A 25,366-nucleotide genomic window follows, 5' to 3' on the forward strand; every position below is an offset into this window, starting at 1 on the left:
TGCCTCCCCTCTCCCGCCCATGGCGCCGATCTCCCCGCACAGGTCACCGAAGAGATGCAGGAGGAACCACCATGCCCGCCATCACCCTCCTCTCCGCCGTCTTCGTCGTCGGCTGCGAGCAGCTCGTTCGATGGCAGTACGGACCGACGGGCATCGTCGGACTACTGCTGCTCGCCGTCGGGATCAAGGCGAAGAACCCCACGTGCAGCTCCATCGGGGCCTGCGTCCTGGCCCTGCTGGTCGCGGGTCCGGCCATCAGTTCGTGATCAGCAGTTCCGAACTGATCGTCTCCCAGAGCGCGTCGAACCAGAGGTGGGACTGTTCCACGAACGTGGTGTCCCGCGGTCCCACCCCCTGGCCGAAGGGGAACAGCATCGACTGCGTGCCCTGGGCGTCGTACATCTCCAGGTACTCGTGGTCGATCTCCTCGCCCCGCCGCGCGAGCGTGTAGTACGCGAAGAGCGCCTCGGCCTCGTTGAGCAGGTACAGCTTCACGGGCGGGGTGAAGGGCAGCGCGCGGAAGGAGACCCGCACGTCGATGCCGTGCGTGGTCCGCAGCGCCAGCAGATTGTGCCGCAGCACCCGCATCTGGGCGTTGCGCTGGGCCAGCCAGCGAAGCCGCGGGCGGTCGTCCGCCAGGCCGTCGACCGACGCGGGAAAGGCGAGGTCGATGTCCCGGCTGGGAAGCATCACCCGGACGTCGACCTTGGCCGGTTTCATGCGTCCCGCGTGGATCTCGCGCAACGGCTCGCCCATGGCGAGGGTGAGCGACACCGCGGTCAGACACAGCGCGTCGATCTCCACGTGCGGGACCTCGAAGGCCGCCGTGATCCGCGGGGCGAGCGCCACCATCGTGGACTGCGGCTGGGCCTGCGGCCCGGTCAGCGCCCTCTCGGGATGGTCCGCGACCGTCGCCGGACTCCCCTTGGACACGTTGGCCAGCAGGTGCTCGGACTGGAGGATGCGCAACGCCTGGCGCACCGCGCCGCGTTCGACGCCGAACTCGCCGGCCAGTTCGGCCTGGGTCGGCATGCGCTGGCCGGCCCGCAGCTGGCCGGACCTGATCCGGCTGCGCAGTTCGTCGGCCACCTCTCGGTGTGACCTCGGCGGCCGTGGTGACCTGTTCCGCCCGTTGACGACGGCATGTTCCGGGTCCATGACCAAGACCCTACAACTTCCGGCCATCTTAAGGCAGTTACTTGATAGATGGTTATGAGTCGTTCCAACAACGCTACAGGAAGGGTAAGTTGGTAACCAACTTAAGCAACATGGCAGATATTGCAGATGGTTGGCGCCCAAGCATCGTCGCGGGGGTCCGCCTCCCCGTCCCCGAGGAGGGACCGTCATGCCGCTCGTCGCCCTCGCCGTCGCCGCCCTTGCCATCGGATTCGAGCAAGTCATCCAGTGGGAGTACGGGCCGATGGGCATCATCGCGTTCGTCGCGCTGTCCGTCGGGCTCAAGGCCCGGAACACCACCGTCAGCGGCATCGGGGCCGTGATCCTCGTGATGCTGCTCGCCCAGTCCGGCTGAGCTGACGCCGTCGTCCGCCAGTCCGGCTGACCGCGCTCCCTTCCGGAGGGGAGCCGGGAGCACGGTCAGTCCGCACCACCGCGTCACCCCGTACCACCACAACCGAATCGCTACGGATCGTCGGTCGCGGCACTCACGGCGACCGCAGGAGTCGTCACCCGCCCGCACGGAAGGAGACCCGCCCGCAGACAGCCACGGTTCAGAAGACGTCCGGGCACCACGGTCGCCTGGACGTCCGCAGCAGGGCGTCGGCCAGACGGGCGGCGCCCTCCCGCCGTTCCCGGACCCGGCCGAGCGCCGCCAGCCTGACCGCGGACTCGTCCCCGAGCCACAGGGTCGACAGATCGGCGACGGAGAGCGACAGGTCCGCAGCCTCCGCGGTCGCGACGCAGGCCGCCGTGCCGTCCGCGGCGGCCGTGAGGCGGTAGCGGCCGCCGTCGGGACCGCTCCCGTCCGCCACGTCCAGGACGAGCGTCCCCTCGGCCCCGTACGTGCGCGCCTCCAGGGCCCGGACGACGTCCAGGATCCGTACCCAGAGCCAGTCCGTGTGGCGGGTGACGCGGGCTGCGCGCGGGTCCGGCAGGAACTGGGGCAGCAGGTCGTCGGGGGCACGGCGGCCGGTCCTGACCCGGGTGATCCAGTCGATCGAGCAGAGGTAGTTCCACAGGGCGCGCTCGGCCGCAGGCGTCACCGCGAGCAGCCAGTTCACCTCGGCCGTGTTGGCGGGCTGGTTGGAGTCGCCCCAGCTGTCGTCCGCCGTGTAGGAGACCAGGCCCTCGATCTCGCCCGACGCCGAGCGGTACGACGCGTAGAACGGTTCCTTCCAGGTGCCGCCGAACCGCAGCACGCCGGTGTTGACCTGCCACCACCGGTCGTTGCGGTCGATCGCGCCCGGCCGGGCGCGCCGGAACCGCTCGTGCAGTTCGGGGCCCGACTTGCGTACGTCCTCGGCGTCCAGGAGGTCGATCCGGCCGCCGTCGGCCGGACCCGCCCAGCGGGGGTCGAGGCCGGTGCGCGGTACGTCGACGGTCCACTCGGTGGAGGTGGTGGCGGGGCCGAAGCCGTAACGGCCGTAGATCGGGTACTCGGCGGCGATGAGCGTCGCGGCGACGTCGCCGCGCTGCCTCGCCGCCGCCAGGTCGGCCTTCATCATGCGGGTGAGCAGGCCCCGGCGGCGGTGCGTGGGCGAGACGGTCACGTTCGAGATCGCGTCCGCCGGGACGGCCGCCCCGCCGACCGCGGTGAGCTCCTGCGGGAACGACCTGAACGTCGCCACACAGCGGGAACCGTCGAAAGCGCCCAGGGTTCTCGACAGGATGACCCCGGAGGCCCTGTTCACCTGCTCCTCGTCCGAGACGACCGGCGGCTGGAGGAACCCCGTCTTCACGGCACGCAGCCAGTCGGGCAGTTCCCGGGCGGTGATCGGCCGTACGTCGATCGTGTCGCCGGCGTTCGGGTCAAGGGCGTCGCTGGCACCGTGCGAGGTCATGGGGCCCACGCTAGGCCGCCCCCGGCCGAGGTGTCGCGGGATTTTCCCCGGGGCCCACGACCCGGGGAGACCCCACTCCCGTACTCCGAGCGGGCCCCGGTCACGAAGCCGCGGCACGCCCCGGATCCCCGGATCGGAACACCTCCCCCATCTCGCCCGCTCCCCGGAATCAGAAGGCCGCCCGGATCTCGCCCACCTCTCGGGCGCCGCCCAGCAGCGGTGCGCTGCCGATGCGGGTGACCACCGGGGCGTCCACGCCGAGCAAGGTGAGGGCCCGGGCCAGGACGGGGCCCAGCGCGCGGCTCCCGCCGTCGTCGATCTTGAAGGCGAGGGCGCGGCCGTCGGGCAGGGCGACCGCCTGGACGGCCTCGGCGCCCATCTTCGACAGGACACCCGGGACCTCGCGCATCAGCCAGGTGTCGGGGCGCCGGGTGCCGGCCACGTACTCGGGGTGGGCGCGCATGGCGTCCGCCACCCGGCGTTCGGCGGAGCCCGGGGCCGCGAGGACGAAGGAGCGGAAGGCGCGGGCGAGACCCGTGAGGGTGATGGCCATCAGCGGCGCCCCGCAGCCGTCCGTGCCGACAGCCGCGACGGGCTCCCCGGCGGCCTCCTCGACCACGGAGTGGATCAGCTGCTGGAGCGGGTGCCCGGGGTCGAGGTAGGACTCGGTGGGCCAGCCGCGCTGCGCGCACACCGCCAGCATCGCCGTGTGCTTGCCGGAGCAGTTCATGGTGACCCGGTCGCGGACGGCACCGGAGGCGAGGTAGGTCTCGGCCTCCACGGGGTCCAGCGGCAGGTCCGGCGGGCACTGGAGCTGCCCGGCATCCAGCCCGTGCTCGACGAGCATCTTCTGGACCAGATCGCGGTGGAAGATCTCACCGGAGTGGCTCGCGGCCGCGAGCGCGAGACGCTCCCCGGTCAGGTCCAGGCCCGCGCGCAGGACGCCCGCCGCCTGCATGGGCTTGTTCGAGGAGCGGGGGAAGACCGGTGCCGTCACCTCGCCGAGCGCCAGCTCGACGCCGCCGTCGGCGGCCAGCACCACCAGGCTGCCGCGGTGGTGGCCCTCGACGAACCCGGAGCGTACGACCTCGGCGAGCACCGGGAGCGCGGCGGGAGCGGCGCCGGGTGTACCCGGTGCGCCGGCGGATATGGACGGGCCTTCGGGCGTGCGGGGAGCTGCGGACATCGGCGGTGGCCTTCCGGAACGGGGACCCGCTCGGAAGGCGGCGGCCGGGGCGTGGCCCGGACCGCGCCCCCGCCTGCGCGGAGCGGAAACGCGCCTCCTGGAACCCGGCGCGCCCCTCGGCCCCGGGATCGCCGGGGCCGCCACGTCACATGAGCAGGTCGTCTACTTGTGCTTCCCCTTCACGGTACCTGCGGGCGATCTCGGCGCTGCAATCGTCGGCCGTGCGCTGGAGCCGCTGACGCCGCCGGGAGACCTGCTGCTCGTAGCGGACGAGACGGCCGAGCCCCGCGCCCAGCTCCTCGTCCGTCCGGGCGTTCAGGTCCGACAGCTCCACCTCGGCGAGCATGTCGGCGGCCAGCGCGCGGTACTCCTCGCCGTGCGGGGTGCCCACGGTCACGTGGCGGGCCGAGGAGCGGTACCGGGCCGGCGCGTCCGTCAGGATCTCCGAGAGCCGCTCGACGACGGAGGGCTTCCCCTGCTCCACGGGCGAGCGGTGTCCCGAGGCCGGGCCGGACAGCCGGCGCTCCCCGCGGCGCGCGAGCTCGGCGCGCAGGATGTCGATGCGTCCCTGGAGCAGCCGCCGCACATAGCTGAGGTCGGCCTCGTCCCGCTGGGCGTCCCGGCGCAGCGTCCGCAGCTCGGGCAGCCGGAGCACGGCGATGCCGGTCAGGGCCGGATCGGCCGCCAGCGGGCCGCTGTCGGTGCGCTGCACCGGCGGCCGGGCCGTCATCGCCTCCGCCGTCGCGTTCGTGCGGGTCAATGACACGGCCGCCGTCTGCTGCCCGGTCCTCGATGTGCTCATGTACCTCTACCGTCCCCTCGACCGGCGCGGTCCGCCCAACGGCCGGACCGCAACACCCCGCATGGTGCCACCCCAGATGGCCGCTATGTGACCGAGTGACCCGATCGGCCCCAGATGGCGGGTTGGTTACCCCGGAAAATCACGCGAAGGGCCCGCACGGCGCGACGCAGCCATGACACGGCATCATGGTCCGCATGCGTGCGGTGGTGCAGAGAGTGGACGGCGCGAGCGTCGTCGTGGACGGCGAGACGGTCGGCGAGATCAGCGGCGAGGGCCTGTGTGTCCTGGTCGGGGTCACTCACGAGGACACCGAGGAGAAGGCGGCCCAACTCGCCCGCAAACTGTGGTCGGTCCGGATGCTGGCCGACGAGCGGTCCTGCTCCGACATCGACGCGCCGCTGCTCGTCATCAGCCAGTTCACGCTGTACGGGGACGCCCGCAAGGGCCGCCGTCCCACCTGGAACGCGGCCGCTCCCGGCGATGTGGCCGAGCCCCTGGTCGACGAGGTGGTCGCCCAGCTCCGCGCTCTGGGCGCCACGGTCGCCACGGGCCGCTTCGGCGCCCAGATGCGGGTCTCGCTGACGAACGACGGCCCGTTCACCGTCCTCCTGGAGATGTGAGCCCTACGGCTCGACCACGACCTCCTGTGCCGCCGCCGTCGAGTCCGCCATCAGCGGGGCGTCCACCGGCACGTTGCGCTTCACGAGGGCCAGGGCGATCGGGCCGAGTTCGTGGTGGCGTACGGAGGTGGTGATGAAGCCGATCGCGCGGCCGTCGGGGGTCCCGTCCGCGACGCGCAGCTCGGTGCCGTGCGGGGGCAGGACGACCTCGCTGCCGTCGAGGTGGAGGAAGACCAGGCGGCGCGGGGGCTTGCCCAGGTTCTGGACGCGGGCGACGGTCTCCTGGCCGCGGTAGCAGCCCTTCTGGAGGTGGACGGCGGTGCCGATCCAGCCGAGCTCGTGCGGAATCGTGCGGTGGTCGGTCTCGAAGCCGAGGCGGGGCCTGTGCTGCTCGACGCGCAGGGCCTCGTGGGCGAGGAGTCCAGCGGGCGGTCCGGCCTTCTCCGCGAAGGACTCCAGGTCCGCGCGGGGCAGGAAGAGATCACGGCCGTACGGGGTCTCGCGGACGACGACTCCCTCGGGGACCTCGGCGATCGAACCGGCCGGGAGCTCGACGACGGCGAAGTCGGCGGTGCGGTCGGCGACTTCGACCCGGTAGAAGAACTTCATCGACTCCAGGTAGGCGACCAGCGCCTCCTGGGTGTCGGGTTCCGTGTGCATCCACACCGTCGTGCCGTCGTCGACGAGATACAGCGCGTGCTCGATGTGGCCGTTCGCGGAGAGGATCAGCGCCTCGGTGGCCTGTCCGGCGGGGAGGTCGGTGACGTGCTGCGTGAGCAGCAGGTGCAGCCAGGCCAGCCGGTCGTCGCCGGTGACGGTGACGACACCGCGGTGCGAGAGGTCCACGAAGCCGACGCCGTCGGCGAGGACGCGCTGCTCACGGAACAGGTCGCCGTAGTGGCCGGCGACGCCTTCGTCCACGCCTTCGGCGGGTACGGCGCCCGGCAGGGACAGGAGGGGGCTCTTCATGGACATACACAGTACGACCGCGCGGTCGCAGATTTTATTTCTGTCACTTCTGGAGGGCCTGGCAGTCCTTGCAGCGGCCGAAGATGGCGAAGTGCTTCATCTCCGTCTCGAAGCCGAAGGTCTCCTGGAGCTTCGCGGTGAACTCGGCGGCGACGGAGACGTCGGCCTCGATGACGTTCGAGCAGTCGCGGCAGACGAGGTGGATGTGGTGGTGCCGGTCGGCCAGGTGGTACGTCGGCGCTCCGTGCCCCAGATGGGCGTGGCTGACCAGCCCGAGCTCCTCCAGGAGCTCCAGGGTCCGGTAGACCGTGGAAATGTTGACCCCCGACGCCGTCTTCCTCACTTCGCCGAGGATGTCGTCGGGGGTCGCGTGTTCCAGGGTGTCCACTGCTTCGAGGACAAGCTGGCGCTGAGGCGTCAGCCGGTAGCCGCGCTGCCTGAGGTCGCTCTTCCAGTCGGTGCTCACCACACTGGAAGTCTAGGACCATTCCCGTGGGAGCCGCCCCGGGGAACGGCGGGGCGGCTCGGGGCGGTGCGCGGGCCGCCTACTTGAAGAAGGCGATTCCGTCGTCCGGCATGTCGTCGGGCAGGGCCTTGGCCCAGCGCTCGACGTCCTCCGGGGTGACGACCTTCTTCAGGTGCCCGGACATGTAGGGGCGCAGCTCGACCTCGGGGGTCTGCTTCTCGCCGACCCACATCAGGTCGCTGTTCACGTAGCCGTACAGGCGCTTGCCGCCGCTGTAGGGGCCGGAGGCGGCCGTGCGGGCGACCGCGTCGGTGACCAGGTCGATCTGCGGCTTCTTGTCGGCGATCTCGCCGTACCAGATCTCGACGACGCCGTCGTCGCGGGTCATCACGACCTCGACCTTGCGGTCGGCGTCGACGCGCCAGAAGCCGGACTCCGTCTCCAGCGGCCGGACCTTCTCGCCGTTCTCGTCGAGCACCCAGCTGTGCGAGCGGTACTCCAGGAAGTCCCGCCCGTCGTGCGTGAAACTGACCTCCTGCCCGAAGTTGCACTTCTCGGAGCCGGGGAAGTCGTGGACGCCGACTCCCGCCCAGTCGCCGAGCAGGAAGACAAGGGGGACCAGGTCCTTGTGGAGGTCCGACGGAATCTCGATCATGAGCTGAACAGTTCCTTGGTGGGGGTCAGCGCTGGCCCTGGTACAGCTTCTTCACGGTCAGCCCCGCGAAGGCGAGCACGCCGACGCAGACCAGGACCAGCAGGGTTTCGAAGAAGATCTCCACGGGGTGCTCCTCGGTGAGCGGAACGGGTCCCCGCCCGGGCTCGGCCGGGACTGGGGAGGTACACAAAGGCCGGGCCCCAGCTTACGCGGCTGGGGCCCGGCCCTCTCTTCCAGGTGCGCCTTGCGGGCCCGGCCGCGTCAGCCGAGCAACTGGCTCTGAAGGACGACCGTCTGCTGGAAGGGGATCTTCCTCGCGGCGCCCTTCCGGGACTGGACGACCAGACCGAGGGTGTCCCCGGCCACCAGGTACGCCTGCCTGACCTGCTCGGCGCCGTACGGCTTGGCTTCCTCGTACGTGTAGTGCGGGACGTTCACGACCTGGACGGACTGCGGGAGACTCCCGTCGCTGTGCACGTCGGCCGCGCCCCGCAGCGCGAAGTTCGGGCTGTCCCAGCTCGTGAGCTCGTCCTGCTGGAGCGAGTCGACGATGGCGGCGGAGTCGAACCGGAGCAGATAGATCCGGGTGTGGGTGCCGTCCGGGGTGGTCCAGCCCCGGGCGGCGATGTGCCGCAGGGCGTAGTCCGTCAGCAGCCGGCCGAGGCGATCGCGGTCGTCCTTCGAGGCGTACGCGTCGAGGAAGTCCGTCTTCGCCAGCCAGCCGTCTGTGCCGCGCAGGTCCTTGTCGGCCTTCGCGCCCTCGGGAACGGGCAGCAGGAGTCTGCGCAGGTCGGCGTAGTGGATGTTCGCCCCGTTCGCCTCGGCGAAGGCGCTCGGGCTGCCCGACGGCAGCGGCGGGAACCGGATGTCGGGGTAGGTCCAGCGCCCGTCGGACACGGTCGCGAGGCCCGGGACGTCGGTGCGCCGCATGTCCGTGATGCCGTACGCGGCGGCGGCGCCGGCCGTCGCGAACACGACGGTGGCCGCGGTCCAGCGCAGCACGGCACGGAGGACACGGCGGTCCTTCTTCACCCGGGGTGCCACCGGAAGGTCCTCGGCGGGAGCCGGGGCGTCCGCCGGCGCCAGGGGCGGCACCTCCGGCGCGGTCCCGTCCGTGGGCGCCGTTCCGCCGGCGGTCCCCGGCGTCGTCACCGGCGCCGGTTCCACGGCCGTCTCCGGTGCTGTGGCCGCCTCCGCGATGTCGGGCGCGGCAAGGTTCTCGGTCATACGGCCTCCCCCGGGTCCGTGATCCGGTCGAGCTGGGCGGTCAGGAAGCGGGCGACGGTCGGGCCGTCGAGCGGCTTGACGCCGGAGACGGTGGCGCTCACCAGCACGTCTCCCTCGTACGCGGAACAGAACATCATGTCGAGCTTTTCGGCCTTGCTCTTGGGCGGCAGGAAGCACCCGGCGTTCTTGTGGCCCTCGATCTTCGGGCCCTTGCGGAAGATGCCGAGCGATGCGAGCAGCGCGTTGTGCGACTTCGAGATGTTCCGCACGGTCCGCTGGTTCTCCATCTGGGACAGCGTGACGCTCGCGGTGAAGGACTGCTTCTTGTAGACCGCGTAGGAGTCCGCGCTCGCGTAACTGCGCATGACGACCCCCTTGATGTGCTCGTCGTCGATCTCCTTCTCCAGCTGCCGCCGCTGGGCGCGGGGCAGGTCACGGAGCGACTCCTTGCGCAGCGCGGTGGCCTGACGGCCATTCAGCCGGGCGTCGGCGCCGAACTCGCCGAGGTCGGGACCGCGCCCGTAGGCCTTGTCGTAGGGCAGGAGCATGCCCGCGAGTCCCTTGGCGTCCTTCGCCTTCTCGTCCTTGTCCTTCACCTGCTTCGGGAAGCGCCAGGTGGGCTTTCCCGGCTCGCGGTCGGCCGCGTCCACGGTCGCCGCGGTCCAGCCGACACCACCGATCACGGCGGCGACCAGCAGGACGGCACCGGAGACGGCGGCGACACGGCGGGGGCGCAGCCGCCGCTTGGGCTTCACGGCCTCCTCCACGGCCTCGGCGGGGGTCTCGGTGACGCCCTCGGCCGGCGCTTCGGTGACGCCTCCGGCCGGGGTCTCGGTGTGGCCCTCGGCGGGGGTCTCGGTCGGGTGCTCGCTCACAGTCGTCCCACCTGCCGCTTGGCCAGGTCCATGATCTTTTCCTTGGCGATCGGCCTGGTGCCGTAGATCCATATCTCCATGGCGATGTCACCGCGCCAGGCGTGCGCCTCCGCCGAGTACATCGGGAGGTAGCCGGGCTTCGTCTCGGGCCGGGTGTGGACGTACGCCATGCCGTCCCCGGTGCCGGGGAGGGACCAGCTGCGGGTGCCGGCCTCCTTCTCCGCCCAGAAGTACTCGTTGTCGGCGTACTCGTCGGCCTTGAGGCTCTCCTCCTGGCGGAACTGCACCAGGCGGATCTCCACGGTGGTCGTGCCGCCCTGTTCCCAGCCGGCCACGGCCGCGCGGCGGAACTCGTTGTTGATGAGGTCGGGGAACGCGTTGGCGGGCTTCTTGTAGGAGTCCGCGTACTCCGTCATGTCCATCCAGCCGTCGGAGCCCGTCCAGTGGGCCTCCCTGGTGCCCTTCGGCCGGGTGATCAGGAGTTTGCGCAGGTCGCCGTCCGTCTTCACCCGGTGGTCCTGGGCGGCGGACAGCGGGTCGGGACCGGGGCCCTTGGCCTGGGTCACCACCGGCTGCGACAGCGAGGGCAGCTTCGTCGGCGCGCGGTGGGCCTGGACCAGGAATCCGGTGCAGGTGCCGGCGACGAGGCCGAGCACGGCCGCCGTGGCGATGAGCAGAGTCGTACGACCGCGCCGACGGGGCACGGGTTCTGACGGCGCGTCCGCCGTCGTACCGGGGTCGACAATCGTCGTGTCTGCGGACACGCTCGGTCTTTCCGGTTGTTCGGATCCTTCGGGTCCTACCAAGACGTCCCCCCACAGAAGGTGAATCACGGATTCCGTATCCGCGCACAGGAGACTCGTGGCCCCCACACGGGGTTGTCCGGACGTTGATCACGATTCGGATTACGATGACGGTCATGGCGAACAAGCTCGTGATCAAGGTGACGGCGGGGGCCGACGCCCCGGAACGCTGCTCACAGGCGTTCACCGTCGCCGCGGTGGCCGTGGCCAGTGGTGTGGAGGTCTCCCTCTGGCTGACCGGCGAGTCCTCCTGGTTCGCGCTGCCGGGGCGCGCCGCCGAGTTCGAACTGCCGCACGCGGCGCCGCTGCCCGATCTGATCGACTCGGTCCTGGCGGCCGGGCGCGTCACCCTGTGCACCCAGTGCGCGGCCCGGCGCGACATCACGGAGAAGGACGTCCTGGAGGGCGTACGGATCGCGGGGGCGCAGGTGTTCGTGCAGGAGGCGATGGCGGACGGGACGCAGGCGCTGGTCTACTGACCGCGGCCGCTCCCGGTCGGCGTGCCGTCACTGGCCCCGGCCGCCCCCGGCCACCGTGCCGTCACTGGCCCCGTCTGCGCCGGCTGCGCGTGTCCACCCAGAGGCAGAACGGGTGGCCCGCCGGGTCGAACAGCACCCGTACGTCCTCCTGGGGCTGGTTCTCGGCGAGCCGGGCGCCCTGCTCGACGGCGTAGGCCGTCTCCTCCGCCAGGTCGTCGACCTCGATGTCCAGATGGAGCATCATCCGCTGGTCGCCCGGGCCGGCCGGCCACACCGGCGGTGTGTAGAGCGGCTCGGTCTCGAAGGCGAGCGCGACCCCGCCGAACGGGGGTCCGATGAGCACCCAGTCGGGCTCCTCGGCCCGTACCTCGTACCCGAGCAGCCTCCGGTAGAAGTCGGCGAGTTCACGGGCGTCGGGCGCGTCGAGCACCACGGTGGACAACCTCGTACGCGACATAGACGCCTTTTCCGCTCCTACCGCTGCCGTCGGTTCACGGCTGCCGCCGCTTCTTGCCGTCCAGCTCGTCCCACCACTCGTCGGACTTCGGGTCCCCGGACGGGTCGTCCCACCAGCGGTCCTCGGGCCCCCGCCGGTTGGCCACCATCGCGGCGACCGGCGGAATCAGCATGGCGACCACGCACATGGCGACGGCCGCGGGAACCGACCAGAGCCGTACGACCGACCATGCGAGGACGAACAGCACGATGCACGTCCCCATCATGGCGAAATACAGATGCCGCCTGCGCGCGTACATACCACCAGCGTAGGCCCGGACAACCCGTCCGGCGCAGTGCCGGCGGGCCCCGGAAGCGGGCGAGCCGAAGGGCCGCACCCCGATCCGGTAAGCGTCCAACCCCCGGGGGTGCGGCCCTTCGGCCGTTTCGTCGACCGCCGTCACGGACGGCGGTCCGCCGTTCAGACGGCGATCGCGACCTCGGCGAGGCCACCGGTCTGGGCGACGACCGTACGGTCGGCGGTGCCACCGGGGACCAGCGCGCGGACGGTCCAGGTGCCCTCGGCCGCGTAGAAGCGGAACTGACCCGTCGCGGAGGTGGGGACCTCCGCCGTGAACTCGCCGGTCGAGTCCAGCAGACGGACGTAGCCCGTCACCGGCTCGCCGTCGCGGGTCACCTGACCCTGGATCGTGGTCTCACCGGGCTTGATCGTCGAGGCGTCGGGGCCGCCGGCCTTCGCTCCACACATATTTCGATTCCGTCCTTCAGGCCTTGGGGATTACTTGTTGGCGCCGAGCTCGATCGGCACGCCGACGAGGGAGCCGTACTCGGTCCAGGAGCCGTCGTAGTTCTTGACGTTCTGCACACCGAGGAGCTCGTGCAGCACGAACCAGGTGAGCGCGGAACGCTCACCGATGCGGCAGTAGGCGATCGTGTCCTTGGCGAGGTCGACCTGCTCGGCGGCGTAGAGCTCCTTGAGCTCGTCGTCCGACTTGAAGGTGCCGTCGTCGTTGGCGTTCTTCGACCACGGGATGTTGCGGGCGCTCGGGACGTGGCCCGGACGCTGCGACTGCTCCTGCGGCAGGTGGGCCGGGGCGAGGAGCTTGCCGCTGAACTCGTCGGGCGACCGGACGTCGACCAGGTTCTGCGAGCCGATCGCGGCGACGACGTCGTCGCGGAAGGCGCGGATGGCCGTGTTCTGGGCCTTGGCCTTGTACGCGGTGGCGGCGCGCTCGGGGACCTGCGAGCCGTCGACCAGGTCGCGGGAGTCGAGCTCCCACTTCTTGCGGCCGCCGTCGAGCAGCTTCACGTTCTCGTGGCCGTACAGCTTGAAGTACCAGTAGGCGTAGGACGCGAACCAGTTGTTGTTGCCGCCGTAGAGGACGACCAGCGTGTCGTTGGCGATGCCCTTCGACGAGAGGAGCTTCTCGAAGCCCTCCTGGTCGATGAAGTCACGGCGGACCGGGTCCTGGAGGTCCTTGGTCCAGTCGATCCGGATGGCGTTCTTGATGTGGTTCTTCTCGTACGCCGACGTGTCCTCGTCGACCTCGACGACCGCCACGTTCGGGTCGTCCAGGTGGTCCTGGACCCAATCGGCGTCTACCAGGACGTCGCTGCGGCTCATGCTCGTTCTCCTCCGGGGCAGTTGCGGCGGGGTGGTGCGGTGTGGAGAGGGTGCGCGGTGCGGTGCGTGCCGGTGAGGGCTTGCGCGGCGCAATCGTGGCCCGGACAAGAGAGGTCCAGGGGCCCGGCTCGCGGAAGGCGGGAACGCTTCCGCTCAGAAGGTGCGACAGAGCATGGCGGCGACGCGGCACAGGTCTACTGCCCGCCGCTTCGTGAGATCCGCCTGTCGCTTCATGGGTCCGATCGTAGGGACGGACAGGCGGGCATGTCACCGGTGTGTCGGATATTGAGACGCGATCGTCCGCACTGTGGGACACGAGAGCCGTCGGGGCCCGGCCCGCACGGATTTCGGGGGCCCGGACCGGGCACCTGCCCGGCAGGGCATCTGCGGTACGGACAGGCCCGTCTCGCCTTTCGGACAGACGGCCCTCGGAGGGCGCGCTCCCGGCGGTTCGAACCGCCGGAGCACGGCCGCTCCAGGTCGCGCGGGACCGCCGGAGCGCCGATGCCCCGTGGTCGGCGGGCCGCGGCCCGCCGACCGGACGCCTACCCGACCAGCCGGACGTCCGAACCCTTCACCGAGATCTCGACACCGTTCGGGGCCGCCTCGACCCTGTCGAGCTTGATACCGCCCGGAAGCTGCTGGATCTTCTGCTGGAAGTCGGTGATCGAGCGGATCCGGCCCTCGGCGAGCCGGACGCCCAGCTTGGGCAGGGAGTCCGCGTGCACCTTCACCGTGTCGCCGGAGACGGTCACGGAACTGAGCACCGAGACCGGCTCGGGCAGCTTCGCGCCGAGGACGGTCCCCGAGACGGTGACCTTGATCTTTCCGTTGCCGCCGTCGGAGAGGCCGATGATCTGGGCCTTGACCCCGGGCGCGATCTCCGAGGGCCCGGACTTGGCGGCCTTGAGCAGCTCGGCGTACGAGATCGACGCGGTGCCGGTGGCGCTGCCGGCGGTGGCGGAGCTGTAACCGCTGCTGAAGGCGACGCCGTGCATCTCGGCGTCGAGGTCGTCGATGCGGATCGTGCGGGCCGAGGACCCCGTGCCGCCGGTCGGCGCCTCGTAGTCCTTGATGCCGATCTTCACGTCGTCGAACTCCCCGGCGACGACCTGGGTGAGGAACGGGAAGCCCCCGATGGACACGTCGGGGGTGGACGCGAGGCCCTCGGTGCTCTTGATCCGGCCCGCCGCCTCGTCCTCCGCGAACCCGACCGCCACCCGGTCGGCGAGCACGAAGAGTCCGCCGAGAACGACTAACAGAATCAGGGATATTCGCAGTGCGCGCATGCTCGTTGTTCCCCCACCTGGGACGGCCCCGTCTGGACGGCCGAGTGGCCACCGCTTCCGAGCCTAACTCCGAAGGGCCCCCGGATCGGGGGCCCTTCGGAGTGGTTGTCGATCACCTGTGACGAACCGGCGCGGCCGGACGGCCAGGGGCGGGCGGGACCGGGAACCCGGCGGGCCGGTCAGCCCAGCGCCCGTCCCAGCAGGTAGACCGCCGGAGCCGCGGCGGCCAGCGGCAGTGCCACGCCCGCGGTGAATTGGACGAAGCGGGACGGGTAGTCGTAGCTCGCCACCCGGTGGCCGATCAGCGCGCACGCGCCCGCACCGAGCCCGAGGAAGGCGCCCTGCGTGCCCAGGTCCGTCATCCCGCCGACCGCGATGCCCGCGCCGGCCGCGGCCAGCAGCGCGACGGCCACGGAGGCCGCCGTGGGCAGCGGCAGCGCACGGGCCAGGACCGCCACGGCGACCGCGGCGGCGCCCACCGTGACGGCGTCCGGCTCGGCCGCCAGATACCCGGTCGCGATGATCGCCAGCGCCGCGGAGACGACGGTCGCCATCAGGCCGTACATCCGGGTGTCGGGGTCGGCGTGGCTGCGCAGTTGCAGCACGAGGGTCAGCAGGACCCAGACGCCGAGGGTGCCGAGGATCGCGGCGGGCGCGTTCTCCCGGCCGGCCGCGAGCAGCGCCACGTCGGCGGTCACCGCGCCCAGGAACGCCAGGGCGATGCCCTGGCGGGCGGGCCACATCCCGTTCAGCCGGAACCAGCCCGCCGCGGTGACGGCCTGGAGCAGGACGAGCGGGACGACGAGGGCGTACTGGCCGATCGCCGCCGTCCCGGAGAGCAGCAGCCCGAGCAGCGCCGTCAGCGCGGCCGGCTGGATCCCGGGCTCGATGATCGGCGAGCGTCCCTCGGCGCGGGCGCGCTGGGCGTCGGTGATCCGGCTCTGGCCGGTGACCGTCGCGGGCCCGTAGGCGATGCCGGTCCCCTCCGCGCTCTCGGGCAGGGTCCCGCCGTCACGCGCGGGGGCTTCGGCGCCGGGTGCGTGGGCGTGCGCCGGGTTCCAGGGCTGCGCCGGGGCCTCGGGAGGCAGGGCCGCTCCCACGGCGCCGCCGTACGCGTGAGGCTCGCCGTACGCGTGGGGATCGCCGTAGCCCTGGGGCTCGCCGTAGGTCTGGTAGCCCTGCGGGGGCAGGTACGAGGGGTCGGTCTGCTGGACCGGCGCCTGCGCCTGCGTCTCCCAGGTCTGCCCCTCCCACTGCTGGGTGTGCTGCTGCGGCGGCCAGTCGGCACCCTGAGGGGGATCCTGGTGCTGCGGCTGCTGATACGGGTCGTACGCCTCGCGGCGACCCTCGTACGGCTGGTTGCTCATCGTCTCGCTCACCCTCCTGCGAACGGCGGGAGCACCTCGACCGTGCCGCCCTCGGCCAGCCGTACCGTCTCATGCCCGCGGGTCCCCACGGGATCACCGTCGATCAGGAACGAGCATCGCCGCAAGACGCGGACGAATTCGCCGGGGTGTCGTTCGCGGGCCGCGTCGAGTGCCTCGGCGAGCGTGCCGGCGTCGTACGGCTCGTCGCCGACGCCTGCCGCGGCCTTGGCGGCGGCCCAGTAACGCACCGTGCCCTTTGCCATCTCGTTCCTCAATCGGAGATCTGTGTGTGCTGGTGTGTGGTGTCCGCGCACCTGCTTGCGTGAACTCCGTCAGGCTAGGCCCTGTCGTCAAATTCCCGCCGTCCGCCCGGAGGGCGGGCCGTCGCGGGGCAGACGGGAATGTGACGGCAGGGCCCAGCCCGCGGGGGACAGGGCCCAGCCCGCGTGGGACAGGGCCTAGCCCGCGTGGGTGGCGGACCAGTCGCCGATGCGGACGAGGAGGTCGTCGGTGGCGGCATTCTCGGCGTGGCCCATGCCGTGCTCCAGCCACAGCTCGGCGTGGCCCGCGGCGGCCTCGGCCAGCGTGCGCGGGTGGTCGAGCGGGAAATAGCCGTCCCGGTCACCGTGGACGACGAGGAGCGGGGTCGGCGCGATGTCCGGGACGCACTCGACCGGGGACGCCGGCACCGGGTCCCATTCACGGTGGTCGATACGGGTCCGCAGACCGACCCGGCCCACGATCCGGCCCTCCGGACGGGTCACCAGCCAGTGCAGCCGTCGCATGGGAGCCGTACCGCGGTAGTACCAGCGGGCCGGCGCGCTCACCGAGACGACCGCGTCCGTACGCGCCCGCGCACGCCCCTCGTGCTCCGGGCCGGGCAGCGGCCCGGCCGCCAAGGCCCCCGGCCCCTTCTCCCCGTACAGTGCCGCGTGCCGCAGCACCACCGAGCCCCCCATCGAGAACCCGACGGTCACGATCCGGGTGTGCCCGAGTTCACGCGCCCAGGCGACCGCGGCCGCCAGATCGAGGACCTCGCGGTCACCGACCGTCGACCGGCCGCCCGATCGGCCGTGGCCGCGGAAAGAGAAGGTGACCACCGCACCGCGGCGGGCGAGGACAGCGGCCGCGCGGCGGACGTGCGGACGGTCCAGATCGCCGGTGAATCCGTGTGCGACGATGAACGCAAGGTCACCGTCCGACTGCGTTCCGGGGTCGTGGGCCGCGTCGATCGTCACCCCGTCGGCGGTACGCAGAAACGTCCGCAGCGGGGCGCTCGGCGCCGTCTCAAGGCGTGGACTCTTGGAAGATCGCGTCACTTGACCTGCCGGACCAGGGCTCATGTGGGCTATTCTGCTGGGCATGAGGACTCGGGCAGAGTAGCCCCCGGGTCCTTTTGTGCTTTCGGAAGCGTTGTATACGAAGCGGGAAACCGCAGGTGTACGGCCCTTGAAGAGGGCGCTGCGGATCCCATGGCGCACGGGAGCCGCAAGTACAGAGCAGTGCCGCAAACGTCCTCGCAGGGACCGAGGAGGAACCAGACGTTATGGGCGAGCGAACCGTGCACGAAGGCAGGACGACCCGAGCGGGTGAGTCGCGATGAGTTCTCTTCTGCTCCTGACCAACGCCCTTCAGCCGTCGACGGAGGTGCTTCCCGCTCTCGGCCTGCTGCTGCACAACGTGCGCGTGGCTCCGGCGGAAGGCCCGGCACTCGTCGACACCCCCGGTGCCGACGTCATCCTGATCGACGGACGACGTGACCTCCCGCAGGTGCGCAGCCTGTGCCAGCTGCTGCGCTCCACGGGACCCGGCTGTCCGCTCGTCCTCGTCGTGACCGAGGGCGGCCTCGCGGCCGTCACCGCCGACTGGGGCATCGACGACGTCCTGCTCGACACGGCGGGCCCCGCCGAGGTCGAGGCGCGCCTCAGGCTCGCGATGGGCCGCCAGCAGATCGTCAACGACGACTCCCCCATGGAGATCCGCAACGGCGACCTCTCCGTGGACGAGGCGACCTACAGCGCCAAGCTCAAGGGCCGGGTCCTCGACCTCACCTTCAAGGAGTTCGAGCTCCTGAAGTACCTCGCGCAGCACCCGGGCCGCGTCTTCACCCGCGCCCAGCTGCTCCAGGAGGTCTGGGGCTACGACTACTTCGGCGGTACCCGCACGGTCGACGTCCACGTACGCCGTCTGCGCGCGAAGCTCGGTCCCGAGCACGAGTCGCTGATCGGAACCGTCCGGAACGTCGGTTACCGATTCGTTACCCCGGAGAAGGTGGAGCGCGCCGCGGACACCGCGAAGGCCAAGGCGGCCCAGCCAAAGCCGGATGATGCGGACGAGACGGCGCGCCCGGACGGGACCGCTCCCACGCAGGCCGCCGAGCAGCCCCAGGAAGCTGCCGTACGCCCTGCCCAGAGGTAGGTCCATCCGCGTAGACTCCGCGCGTGGCCAAGGTGACTAGGGATGATGTGGCGCGGCTGGCGGGTACTTCCACCGCCGTCGTCAGCTATGTCATCAACAACGGACCCCGGCCGGTTGCCCCGGCCACGCGCGAGCGTGTTCTCGCCGCGATCAAGGAGCTGGGGTACCGGCCCGACCGGGTCGCCCAGGCCATGGCCTCGCGGCGGACGGAGCTCATAGGCCTGATCGTGCCGGACGCGCGCCAGCCCTTCTTCGGGGAGATGGCGCACGCGGTCGAACAGGCCGCCGCCGAGCGCGGGAAAATGGTCCTGGTCGGCAACTCCGACTACATCGCCGAGCGCGAGGTCCACTATCTGCGGGCCTTCCTCGGCATGCGGGTGTCCGGGCTGATCCTGGTCAGCCACGCGCTGAACGACCACGCGGCCGCCGAGATCGACGCCTGGGACGCACGTGTGGTGCTGCTGCACGAGCGCCCCGAGGCGATCGACGACGTCGCCGTCGTCACCGACGACATAGGGGGCGCCCAGCTCGCCACCCGGCACCTGCTGGAGCACGGGTACGAGTACGTGGCCTGTCTCGGCGGCACGGCCGAGACGCCCGCCGTCGGCGACCCCGTCTCCGACCACGTCGAGGGCTGGCGGCGCGCCATGCAGGAGGCCGGCAAGCCGACCGAGGGACGCCTCTTCGAGGCCCCGTACAACCGCTACGACGCCTACAAGGTCGGCCTCGAACTGCTCGCGGGACCGCACCGGCCCCCGGCCATCTTCTGCTCCACCGACGACCAGGCGATCGGCGTCCTGCGCGCCGCGCGCGAGCTGCGCATCGACGTTCCGGGACAGCTCGCGGTCGCCGGGTTCGACGACGTCAAGGAAGCGGCCCTGACCGACCCTCCTCTGACAACGATCGCATCGGACCGCTCGGCGATGGCCCGCGCGGCCGTGGACCTCGTCCTGGACGACGGTCTGCGGGTCCCCGGCTCCCGCCGCGAGCGGCTGAAGCTGTTCCCCTCGCGCCTGGTCGTGCGCCAGTCCTGCGGCTGCGAGTAGCCCCGCCCGGCACCGCCGCCCCTCGCGCGCTTCTCACCCGGCAGACAGCGCGGATCCCCGCGCCCCCTGAGGGGACGCGGGGATCTTGGCTGGGCCGCACCGGACCCGGCGGGACCTAGAACAGCAGGTTGTACTGGTTGAAGCCGGTGCCGAGGCTCTTGCGGGTACCGAAGAGGCTGCTGGAGGCCTTGCCGGTGCCGGGGTAGAGCCAGAGCGTGCCGCCCGAGTCGCGGGCGACGACGTCGGCGATGCCGTCACCGGTCACATCGCCGTTGGCCACGTACGAGGAGAAGTTCCAGCCCGTACGGGCCTGGATCCGCGCCGAGAACGGGGTCTTCTCGACCTGCGTGCCGCGGTAGAGGTACAGGACACCCGAGCTGTTGCGGACCAGCAGGTCGGCGCGGCCGTCGCCGGACAGGTCGCCGTGACCGAAGATCCTGACGTTCTTCCAAGCCTTGTCGACGATCTTGACGCGGCCGTAGAACTGGCCGGTGCCCTTGCCCGGGTAGAGGTAGACCGAACCGTCCGCGTCCACCGCGACCAGGTCGGGGCGGGCGTCACCGGTCAGGTCGCCGGGGACGGCGTACGACTTGTAGCCGCCCCACACCGAGCTGATCTGCATCCACTCGAACTCGCCCGAGCTGTGGTTCATGTAGCTGCGGTAGAGCTTGCCGTCACCCTTGTCCCGCATGATCAGGTCCTGGTAGAAGTCCCGGTCCAGATCGGCCTGGAGGACCCAGCTGGCGTTCTGCCAGCCGTTGCCCTGGTAGGCGCGGGCGGCCAGCGAGGTGCCCTTGCTGTCCTGCTCGAACAGGCCGCCGGAGGGCGTGCGCTCCAGCAGGTCGGCACGGCCGTCGAACGTCAGGTCCGTGTCGTCGATACGGGGCTGGGCCGCCCACGTGTACGAGGACACCTTGGTGAAGACCGGGTAGGCGCCCTGGGCGGTGCAGCCCGAGACACCCCACGAGACGATGCCGACGATCTTGCCGCCGAACATCACCGGGCCGCCGGAGTCACCGTTGCACGGGCTCTTGGTGCCCTCGTCGACGCCGGTCGCCGGGGTGCCCGCGCAGAACATCGAGCCCTCGACGAAGTCGTCCTCGTGGAGGACCGAGTTCATCGCGCTGTTGCAGGTCGCGTCCGAGACCAGCGGCAGGGTGACCTTGCGCAGGTTCGCCGACAGGTCGGCGCCCGCGGCGCCCGAGGTCAGACCCCAGCCGTAGACGGTCGCGGAGTTGCCGGCCTTGTACGAGGCGCTGTCGCCCGCGGACACCAGCTTCGCCCACTGCTGCTCCAGCGGACGGTCCAGGGTGAGGACCGCGATGTCGTTCTGGAGGGTCGAGCTGTCGAAGTGCGGGTGGTTCCACTGGCGGTAGACGCCCGCGACGGTGCCGTTGGCGGTGTCCAGCAGACCGGTGGCGCCGGCGACGACCGCGCCGTTGTGCGCCCAGTCCAGACCGGCGACGCAGTGGGCCGCCGTCAGGACCTTGTTCGGGGCGACGAGGGTGCCGCCGCAGAAGTAGCCGGTCCCCGCCGCGCTGTCGTAGTAGGAGAGCTGGACCATCCACGGCGCCGAGGAGATGGCCGTCTCGCTGCCGCCGATGATGAACGGCGTCTTCCTGGGCGCGGTGTCCGGGGTCGCCTGGGCCTTGGCGGCCTCGACGACGCGGTGGCGCAGCTCCTTGTCGGAGGCGGTCGGCGCGGGCGCCGCGGTGGACTGGGCGACGCTCGCGTCGGGCAGTCCGGCCGGGTCACCGGCCGCGGAGGCGGGCTGTGCCGCGAGGGCGCCGGCGCAGGTCAGCGCCAACGCGAGAGCGGCCGTCGGCAACGCCGTGACGGGGCGTCTCCAACGGGCGCGCAGGGCAGGTATCACTAAGGACTCCTGGGTGTGGGTGCGTGGATCTCTCGTCAGTGGCCCGAGAAGGGCGTACGACGCACCGGCCCGACCGTCGACAGCAATCGCTTGCATCGACATCGGGCGTAACCGCGGAGCCCCCCTCCGGCCCGGGAATCGTAGGCATCACCGTTCGCTCGGGACACGGCCTTCACCGGGGTCGGCACAGAGTTCGTCCCGGGCGTTCCGGGACATCACCCGGGCGCAACCCGCCGTTCGCCGGAGCGGGGCGGAAACACACACGGTGCCCGCCCGGGCACGCGCTGACAGTGCGGCCGGATCCGCCGCGAGAGCCCACAGGCCGCTCCCAGGATGTCCGCAGGGTTCCCCGGGCCGGTTCACAGAAAGCGTCTTTATATCGGGCATACGAGCTTCTGTCGGGCTTCTCAGGGGCCACTCAGGGTGCTCTCATGATCGGGGGACAGTCTTTTTTCATGACCGACAGCTTCCGCCGCAACGGCGAGTACCCCCAGGGCGACCACTCCGGGTCCGCGTACCCGGAGCAGCAGTCGCAGCCCTCCTCCCCCGTGAACCCCGAGTGGCCCCCGCCGCCGGCGTACGACCCGGCCGGGCCGGTCCACGTCGAGCCGGGCACCACCGTGTGGCCGGGAGCCGGTCACGGCGGCAGCGGCGGGGGCGGCGGTCACACCGCCGGCCCGTACGCCGGCCACCCCGGGCCCGACCCCGCCGACCACGCCGGCTCCACCGCCGCCTTCGCGACGGTGGCCCCCGGCCAGGCAGGACCGCCCGACGCGGCCCCCGTCAACCGGCGGCGCGCCAAGGGCCCGTTCGCGCTGCTCGCCGCCGTGGCGATCGTCGCCGCCGCGATCGGCGGCGGCACGGCGTACGCCTTCCAGGAGCTGACCGGCAACGACACCGTCGCCGCGAGCAGCAGCAGCACCAGCGCGAACGTGGTGCCCACCAGCCAGCGCGGCACGGTCGCGGGTGTCGCCAAGGCGGTGAGCCCGAGCATCGTCGAGATCAGCGCGACCTCGAACGCGGGCTCCTCCACCGGCTCCGGCGTGATCATCACGACCGGCGGGGAGATCGTCACCAACAACCACGTCGTCTCGGGCGCCTCCGAGATCAAGGTCCAGCTGAACGACGGCAAGTCGTACACCGCGAAGGTCGTCGGCACCGACAGCAAGAAGGACCTCGCGCTGATCAAACTGGAGAGCGCGCCCTCCGGTCTGAAGCCGGCGACGCTCGGCAACTCCGACGGCGTCCAGGTCGGCGACCAGGTCGTCGCGATCGGCTCCCCCGAGGGCCTGACCGGCACCGTCACCAGCGGCATCGTCTCCGCCCTCGACCGTGACGTGACCGTCTCCACCGACGAGAGCCAGGGCCAGCAGCAGCAACAGAACGGCGGCGGCAACGGCCAGTGGCCCTTCGAGTTCGGCGGCCGGCAGTTCAACGGCGACACCGGCTCCTCCACGACCACGTACAAGGCCCTCCAGACCGACGCCTCGCTCAACCCGGGCAACTCCGGCGGCGCCCTGATCGACATGAACGGCAACATCGTCGGCATCAACTCCGCGATGTACTCCGCCGCTTCGGACTCCTCGTCCTCCTCGTCGAGCGCGGGCAGCGTCGGCCTCGGCTTCGCCATCCCGATCAACACCGTCAAGTCCGACCTGGCAGCGCTGCGGGCCGGCGGTTCCGACAGCTGACCCCGGAGGTCGCCATGATGATCAAGCGCGTACCGCACCCCACGCCGGCCGGTGACGCGGCCGGACTCGGCCTCGCCCTGGCCGTCGCCCGCGAGCTGCACCCGCCCGTACGACGCGCCCCCGAACTGGCCCCCGCCGTCTCGCGGCCCAAGCAGCACCGGACCTCCGGCCGCCGCCGCACGGCACGCGGCTGATCCCCTCCGGGGACAGCCGGGAACGTGCGAGGCTGAAAGCACCCGATCACGCCCATCCCACCCGAGGAACCCGACACCCATGAGCTCCGCCGAAGGCGACCGTGACACCCAGCGCATCCTGATCGTCGACGACGAGCCGGCCGTGCGCGACGCACTCAAGCGCAGCCTCGCCTTCGAGGGGTACGACACCGAGGTCGCGGTCGACGGCGCGGACGCTCTGGAGAAGGCCACCGCCTACCAGCCCGACCTGGTCGTCCTCGACATCCAGATGCCCCGGATGGACGGCCTCACGGCGGCCCGCCGGATGCGCGGCGCGGGCACCACCACGCCGATCCTCATGCTGACGGCCCGGGACACGGTCGGTGACCGGGTCACCGGGCTGGACGCCGGGGCGGACGACTATCTCGTCAAGCCCTTCGAACTCGACGAACTCTTCGCCCGCATCCGGGCGTTGCTGCGGCGCAGCTCGTACGCGGCCTCCGCGGGCGCGGTGGTCGAGGACGACGCGCTGACCTTCGGCGACCTGCGCATGGACCTGTCGACGCGCGAGGTCACCCGTGCGGGGCGCCCGGTGGAGCTCACCCGCACCGAGTTCACGCTGCTGGAGATGTTCCTGGCCCACCCGCGCCAGGTCCTCACCCGCGAACAGATCCTCAAGGCCGTCTGGGGCTTCGACTTCGAGCCGTCGTCGAACTCCCTCGACGTCTACGTCATGTACCTGCGCCGCAAGACGGAGGCGGGCGGCGAACCGCGTCTGGTCCACACCGTGCGGGGTGTGGGATACGTGCTGCGCTCCGGTGGCGCGGAGTGATGCGCAGATTCAGATCCCTGCCCCTGCGCTCCCGCCTGGCCCTGCTGGTCGCGGCGGCGGTGGCCTTCGCGGTGGCGGCGGTCTCGGTGACGTGCTGGTTCATCGTGCAGGGCAAGTTGTACGGCGAGCTGAACAACGAGCTTCAGTCGTCGGCGACGCGCCCGCAGGGCAGGAACATCAGCAACACCATCCAGAACTGCGCCAATTCCCGGAACGAGCCGTCCGGCCAGACACCGCCGGACGCCGGAGGGTTCCGGGCCCAGTTCGAGTCCTACCTCCAGGTGGTCACGGCGGACGGGCAGTCCTGCGTCGCCTCCGTCTCGCCCGGCAAGATCAAGATCACGGACAGCGACACCGATCTCGCCAAGCACCCGGTCGCGGGCCACGGCACCTTCCGCGACGGCACCGACACCAAGGGCAACCCGGTACGGGTGCTCACGGTCCCGCTGACCTTCGCCAATCCCGACGGCACGGCGACGCTCATCCCGGACGCCGCGACCATGTACGCCGTCCCCCTCAAGGCCACGAACGCCACCCTCAACGAACTGGCCCTCGTCCTGCTGCTCGTCGGTGGCATCGGAGTCGTGGGGGCCGGAGCGGCCGGGCTCTGGGTCGCGCGGGCCGGGCTCCGTCCTGTGGACGAGCTCACGGACGCCGTGGAACACGTCGCCCGCACCGAGGACCTCACCATCCGCATCCCCGTGGACGAGGAGAGCGACGACGAGATCGCCCGCCTCTCCCGCTCCTTCAACTCGATGACCGCCTCCCTGGCCAGCTCGCGCGAGTTGCAGCAGCAGCTCATCGCCGACGCCGGGCACGAGCTGCGGACGCCGCTCACCTCCCTGCGGACGAACATCGAACTCCTCACCCGCAGCGAGGAGATCGGCCGTCCGATCCCCCCGGCGGACCGCAAGGCGCTGCTCGCGTCGGTGAAGGCGCAGATGACCGAGCTGGCGGCGCTGATCGGCGACCTCCAGACGCTGTCGCGTTCGGACGCGGGACACACGGCCGACCGGGTGGAGGTCGTGGCGCTCCAGGACACCGTGGAAGCGGCCCTGCGAAGGGCCCGGCTGCGCGGCCCGGAGCTGGCGATCACGGCCGAGCTGGAACCCTGGTTCGTCCGGGCGGAGCCCTCCGCCCTGGAGCGGGCGATCGTGAACATCCTCGACAACGCGGTGAAGTTCAGTCCCCCGGGCGGCACGGTCGACGTGCGGCTCAAGGACGGCGAGCTGACCGTGCGCGACCACGGGCCCGGCATCCCCGGTGACGAACTCCCGCACGTCTTCGACCGCTTCTGGCGTTCCCCGGACGCGCGGGCCCTGCCCGGCTCGGGCCTCGGCCTGTCCATCGTGGCCCGCACGGTCCAGCAGTGCGGCGGCGAGGTGACGCTGAGCCCCGCGCAGGGCGGCGGCACGATCGCGGCCGTACGGCTTCCGGGTGCTCCGACGGCTCCGCCCGACATCCTCTGACCGGCTCCCGGTCATGAGCGAGCCCC

29 protein-coding genes are annotated in these 25,366 nt (G+C 71.3%); 10 read left to right on the forward strand and 19 right to left on the reverse strand.

Annotated features, from left to right (window positions below; all coding sequences use genetic code 11):
* Window positions 1–71: 71 nt before the first annotated feature.
* Entirely contained in the window at window positions 72–266 is a 195-nt protein-coding gene (locus WJM95_RS14795) for a hypothetical protein (RefSeq protein WP_339130199.1), read from the forward strand.
* On the opposite strand, the gene WJM95_RS14800 is transcribed toward WJM95_RS14795, so the two are convergent.
* Window positions 256–1,158, reverse strand: coding sequence for a GntR family transcriptional regulator (locus WJM95_RS14800; RefSeq protein ID WP_339130201.1), 903 nt, complete (start codon window positions 1,156–1,158; stop codon window positions 256–258). The two genes, WJM95_RS14795 and WJM95_RS14800, sit on opposite strands and share 11 nt — an antisense overlap.
* 187 nt (window positions 1,159–1,345) lie before the next feature.
* Here WJM95_RS14800 and WJM95_RS14805 point away from each other — a divergent pair, with 187 nt between their 5' ends.
* Window positions 1,346–1,531, forward strand: coding sequence for a hypothetical protein (locus WJM95_RS14805; RefSeq protein ID WP_339130203.1), 186 nt, complete (start codon window positions 1,346–1,348; stop codon window positions 1,529–1,531).
* Between the two features lie 199 nt (window positions 1,532–1,730).
* Here the strand turns inward: WJM95_RS14805 and WJM95_RS14810 are convergent, their stop codons facing one another.
* The 3 genes from WJM95_RS14810 to WJM95_RS14820 form a co-directional block, all read right to left on the reverse strand.
* The gene (locus tag WJM95_RS14810) at window positions 1,731–3,020 is read right to left on the reverse strand and encodes a GNAT family N-acetyltransferase (protein WP_339130205.1); all 1,290 of its coding nucleotides are present in this window, start codon (window positions 3,018–3,020) and stop codon (window positions 1,731–1,733) included.
* Between the two features lie 169 nt (window positions 3,021–3,189).
* Window positions 3,190–4,206, reverse strand: coding sequence for an asparaginase (locus tag WJM95_RS14815; RefSeq protein WP_339130207.1), 1,017 nt, complete (start codon window positions 4,204–4,206; stop codon window positions 3,190–3,192).
* 145 nt (window positions 4,207–4,351) lie between these two features.
* Window positions 4,352–5,008, reverse strand: coding sequence for an AmfC protein (locus WJM95_RS14820; RefSeq protein WP_339130209.1), 657 nt, complete (start codon window positions 5,006–5,008; stop codon window positions 4,352–4,354).
* A 194-nt stretch (window positions 5,009–5,202) separates the two neighbouring features.
* On the opposite strand from WJM95_RS14820, the gene dtd reads away from it, so the two are divergent.
* Window positions 5,203–5,628, forward strand: coding sequence for a D-aminoacyl-tRNA deacylase (gene dtd, locus WJM95_RS14825; protein ID WP_339130211.1), 426 nt, complete (start codon window positions 5,203–5,205; stop codon window positions 5,626–5,628).
* 3 nt (window positions 5,629–5,631) lie between these two features.
* On the opposite strand, the gene WJM95_RS14830 is transcribed toward dtd, so the two are convergent.
* The 6 genes from WJM95_RS14830 to WJM95_RS14855 form a co-directional block, all read right to left on the reverse strand.
* A complete protein-coding gene (locus WJM95_RS14830; RefSeq protein ID WP_339130212.1) occupies window positions 5,632–6,597 on the reverse strand; it encodes a folate-binding protein in 966 nt (321 codons plus the stop codon).
* Between the two features lie 43 nt (window positions 6,598–6,640).
* The gene (locus tag WJM95_RS14835; protein ID WP_339130214.1) at window positions 6,641–7,066 is read right to left on the reverse strand and encodes a Fur family transcriptional regulator; all 426 of its coding nucleotides are present in this window, start codon (window positions 7,064–7,066) and stop codon (window positions 6,641–6,643) included.
* Between the two features lie 76 nt (window positions 7,067–7,142).
* Entirely contained in the window at window positions 7,143–7,718 is a 576-nt protein-coding gene (locus WJM95_RS14840) for an FABP family protein (RefSeq protein ID WP_339130215.1), read from the reverse strand.
* Window positions 7,719–7,979: 261 nt separating this feature from the next.
* Complete coding sequence (locus WJM95_RS14845; RefSeq protein ID WP_339130216.1) at window positions 7,980–8,945, reverse strand: hypothetical protein; 966 nt, start codon at window positions 8,943–8,945, stop codon at window positions 7,980–7,982.
* Window positions 8,942–9,820: a hypothetical protein gene (locus WJM95_RS14850; RefSeq protein WP_339130218.1), complete on the reverse strand. Its 879-nt coding sequence runs from the start codon at window positions 9,818–9,820 to the stop codon at window positions 8,942–8,944. Before WJM95_RS14850 ends, WJM95_RS14845 begins: the two co-directional genes overlap by 4 nt.
* Window positions 9,817–10,584 (reverse strand): hypothetical protein, encoded by a 768-nt coding sequence (locus WJM95_RS14855; protein WP_339130219.1) that lies wholly within the window; start codon window positions 10,582–10,584, stop codon window positions 9,817–9,819. The genes WJM95_RS14850 and WJM95_RS14855 overlap by 4 nt, the downstream gene beginning before the upstream one ends.
* Before the next feature lie 155 nt (window positions 10,585–10,739).
* Here WJM95_RS14855 and WJM95_RS14860 point away from each other — a divergent pair, with 155 nt between their 5' ends.
* Window positions 10,740–11,102, forward strand: coding sequence for a DsrE family protein (locus WJM95_RS14860; RefSeq protein WP_339130220.1), 363 nt, complete (start codon window positions 10,740–10,742; stop codon window positions 11,100–11,102).
* Between the two features lie 61 nt (window positions 11,103–11,163).
* Here WJM95_RS14860 and WJM95_RS14865 read toward each other — a convergent pair whose 3' ends face one another.
* From WJM95_RS14865 to WJM95_RS14900, 8 genes are all read right to left on the reverse strand, one after another.
* Window positions 11,164–11,559 carry a VOC family protein gene (locus WJM95_RS14865; RefSeq protein WP_339130221.1) on the reverse strand — a complete coding sequence of 132 codons (396 nt, stop codon included), beginning with the start codon at window positions 11,557–11,559 and terminating at the stop codon, window positions 11,164–11,166.
* 34 nt (window positions 11,560–11,593) lie between these two features.
* The gene (locus WJM95_RS14870; RefSeq protein ID WP_339130222.1) at window positions 11,594–11,857 is read right to left on the reverse strand and encodes a DUF3099 domain-containing protein; all 264 of its coding nucleotides are present in this window, start codon (window positions 11,855–11,857) and stop codon (window positions 11,594–11,596) included.
* A gap of 161 nt (window positions 11,858–12,018) precedes the next feature.
* On the reverse strand, window positions 12,019–12,306 hold the full coding sequence (locus tag WJM95_RS14875; RefSeq protein ID WP_054232391.1) for a DUF1416 domain-containing protein: 288 nt from the start codon (window positions 12,304–12,306) through the stop codon (window positions 12,019–12,021).
* A gap of 30 nt (window positions 12,307–12,336) precedes the next feature.
* A complete protein-coding gene (locus tag WJM95_RS14880; protein WP_339130224.1) occupies window positions 12,337–13,182 on the reverse strand; it encodes a sulfurtransferase in 846 nt (281 codons plus the stop codon).
* 545 nt (window positions 13,183–13,727) lie between these two features.
* Window positions 13,728–14,471, reverse strand: coding sequence for a DUF2993 domain-containing protein (locus WJM95_RS14885; protein WP_339130225.1), 744 nt, complete (start codon window positions 14,469–14,471; stop codon window positions 13,728–13,730).
* Window positions 14,472–14,650: 179 nt separating this feature from the next.
* Complete coding sequence (locus WJM95_RS14890) at window positions 14,651–15,838, reverse strand: hypothetical protein (protein WP_339135569.1); 1,188 nt, start codon at window positions 15,836–15,838, stop codon at window positions 14,651–14,653.
* Window positions 15,839–15,846: 8 nt separating this feature from the next.
* Complete coding sequence (locus tag WJM95_RS14895; protein WP_037622382.1) at window positions 15,847–16,101, reverse strand: MoaD/ThiS family protein; 255 nt, start codon at window positions 16,099–16,101, stop codon at window positions 15,847–15,849.
* Window positions 16,102–16,296: 195 nt separating this feature from the next.
* The gene (locus WJM95_RS14900; protein WP_339130226.1) at window positions 16,297–17,181 is read right to left on the reverse strand and encodes an alpha/beta fold hydrolase; all 885 of its coding nucleotides are present in this window, start codon (window positions 17,179–17,181) and stop codon (window positions 16,297–16,299) included.
* 256 nt (window positions 17,182–17,437) lie between these two features.
* Here WJM95_RS14900 and WJM95_RS14905 point away from each other — a divergent pair, with 256 nt between their 5' ends.
* Window positions 17,438–18,256, forward strand: a complete 819-nt coding sequence (locus WJM95_RS14905) for a response regulator transcription factor (protein ID WP_339130227.1) — start codon at window positions 17,438–17,440, stop codon at window positions 18,254–18,256.
* A gap of 23 nt (window positions 18,257–18,279) precedes the next feature.
* The gene (locus tag WJM95_RS14910) at window positions 18,280–19,302 is read left to right on the forward strand and encodes a LacI family DNA-binding transcriptional regulator (protein ID WP_339130229.1); all 1,023 of its coding nucleotides are present in this window, start codon (window positions 18,280–18,282) and stop codon (window positions 19,300–19,302) included.
* Window positions 19,303–19,417: 115 nt separating this feature from the next.
* Here the strand turns inward: WJM95_RS14910 and WJM95_RS14915 are convergent, their stop codons facing one another.
* Window positions 19,418–21,130, reverse strand: a complete 1,713-nt coding sequence (locus tag WJM95_RS14915; protein WP_339130230.1) for a trypsin-like serine protease — start codon at window positions 21,128–21,130, stop codon at window positions 19,418–19,420.
* Window positions 21,131–21,630: 500 nt separating this feature from the next.
* Here WJM95_RS14915 and WJM95_RS14920 point away from each other — a divergent pair, with 500 nt between their 5' ends.
* From WJM95_RS14920 to WJM95_RS14935, 4 genes are all read left to right on the forward strand, one after another.
* Complete coding sequence (locus WJM95_RS14920) at window positions 21,631–22,866, forward strand: trypsin-like peptidase domain-containing protein (RefSeq protein ID WP_339130232.1); 1,236 nt, start codon at window positions 21,631–21,633, stop codon at window positions 22,864–22,866.
* Between the two features lie 14 nt (window positions 22,867–22,880).
* A complete protein-coding gene (locus WJM95_RS14925) occupies window positions 22,881–23,060 on the forward strand; it encodes a hypothetical protein (RefSeq protein WP_339136052.1) in 180 nt (59 codons plus the stop codon).
* Between the two features lie 79 nt (window positions 23,061–23,139).
* A complete protein-coding gene (locus WJM95_RS14930) occupies window positions 23,140–23,871 on the forward strand; it encodes a response regulator transcription factor (RefSeq protein WP_037622391.1) in 732 nt (243 codons plus the stop codon).
* Complete coding sequence (locus WJM95_RS14935) at window positions 23,871–25,340, forward strand: HAMP domain-containing sensor histidine kinase (RefSeq protein ID WP_339130233.1); 1,470 nt, start codon at window positions 23,871–23,873, stop codon at window positions 25,338–25,340. The genes WJM95_RS14930 and WJM95_RS14935 overlap by 1 nt, the downstream gene beginning before the upstream one ends.
* Window positions 25,341–25,366: the final 26 nt, after the last annotated feature.

The sequence above is a fragment of the Streptomyces sp. f51 genome (assembly GCF_037940415.1).
Lineage (GTDB): Bacteria > Actinomycetota > Actinomycetes > Streptomycetales > Streptomycetaceae > Streptomyces.

Coding starts and splice junctions, on each gene's coding strand:
- WJM95_RS14795 (WP_339130199.1), top strand. CDS start 72: ATGCCCGCCATCACCCTCCTCTCCGCCGTCTTCGTCGTCGGCTGCGAG.
- WJM95_RS14800 (WP_339130201.1), bottom strand. CDS start 1,158: ATGGACCCGGAACATGCCGTCGTCAACGGGCGGAACAGGTCACCACGG.
- WJM95_RS14805 (WP_339130203.1), top strand. CDS start 1,346: ATGCCGCTCGTCGCCCTCGCCGTCGCCGCCCTTGCCATCGGATTCGAG.
- WJM95_RS14810 (WP_339130205.1), bottom strand. CDS start 3,020: ATGACCTCGCACGGTGCCAGCGACGCCCTTGACCCGAACGCCGGCGAC.
- WJM95_RS14815 (WP_339130207.1), bottom strand. CDS start 4,206: ATGTCCGCAGCTCCCCGCACGCCCGAAGGCCCGTCCATATCCGCCGGC.
- WJM95_RS14820 (WP_339130209.1), bottom strand. CDS start 5,008: ATGAGCACATCGAGGACCGGGCAGCAGACGGCGGCCGTGTCATTGACC.
- dtd (WP_339130211.1), top strand. CDS start 5,203: ATGCGTGCGGTGGTGCAGAGAGTGGACGGCGCGAGCGTCGTCGTGGAC.
- WJM95_RS14830 (WP_339130212.1), bottom strand. CDS start 6,597: ATGAAGAGCCCCCTCCTGTCCCTGCCGGGCGCCGTACCCGCCGAAGGC.
- WJM95_RS14840 (WP_339130215.1), bottom strand. CDS start 7,718: ATGATCGAGATTCCGTCGGACCTCCACAAGGACCTGGTCCCCCTTGTC.
- WJM95_RS14845 (WP_339130216.1), bottom strand. CDS start 8,945: ATGACCGAGAACCTTGCCGCGCCCGACATCGCGGAGGCGGCCACAGCA.
- WJM95_RS14860 (WP_339130220.1), top strand. CDS start 10,740: ATGGCGAACAAGCTCGTGATCAAGGTGACGGCGGGGGCCGACGCCCCG.
- WJM95_RS14865 (WP_339130221.1), bottom strand. CDS start 11,559: ATGTCGCGTACGAGGTTGTCCACCGTGGTGCTCGACGCGCCCGACGCC.
- WJM95_RS14870 (WP_339130222.1), bottom strand. CDS start 11,857: ATGTACGCGCGCAGGCGGCATCTGTATTTCGCCATGATGGGGACGTGC.
- WJM95_RS14875 (WP_054232391.1), bottom strand. CDS start 12,306: ATGTGTGGAGCGAAGGCCGGCGGCCCCGACGCCTCGACGATCAAGCCC.
- WJM95_RS14880 (WP_339130224.1), bottom strand. CDS start 13,182: ATGAGCCGCAGCGACGTCCTGGTAGACGCCGATTGGGTCCAGGACCAC.
- WJM95_RS14885 (WP_339130225.1), bottom strand. CDS start 14,471: ATGCGCGCACTGCGAATATCCCTGATTCTGTTAGTCGTTCTCGGCGGA.
- WJM95_RS14890 (WP_339135569.1), bottom strand. CDS start 15,838: ATGAGCAACCAGCCGTACGAGGGTCGCCGCGAGGCGTACGACCCGTAT.
- WJM95_RS14895 (WP_037622382.1), bottom strand. CDS start 16,101: ATGGCAAAGGGCACGGTGCGTTACTGGGCCGCCGCCAAGGCCGCGGCA.
- WJM95_RS14900 (WP_339130226.1), bottom strand. CDS start 17,181: ATGAGCCCTGGTCCGGCAGGTCAAGTGACGCGATCTTCCAAGAGTCCA.
- WJM95_RS14905 (WP_339130227.1), top strand. CDS start 17,438: ATGAGTTCTCTTCTGCTCCTGACCAACGCCCTTCAGCCGTCGACGGAG.
- WJM95_RS14920 (WP_339130232.1), top strand. CDS start 21,631: ATGACCGACAGCTTCCGCCGCAACGGCGAGTACCCCCAGGGCGACCAC.
- WJM95_RS14925 (WP_339136052.1), top strand. CDS start 22,881: ATGATGATCAAGCGCGTACCGCACCCCACGCCGGCCGGTGACGCGGCC.
- WJM95_RS14930 (WP_037622391.1), top strand. CDS start 23,140: ATGAGCTCCGCCGAAGGCGACCGTGACACCCAGCGCATCCTGATCGTC.
- WJM95_RS14935 (WP_339130233.1), top strand. CDS start 23,871: ATGCGCAGATTCAGATCCCTGCCCCTGCGCTCCCGCCTGGCCCTGCTG.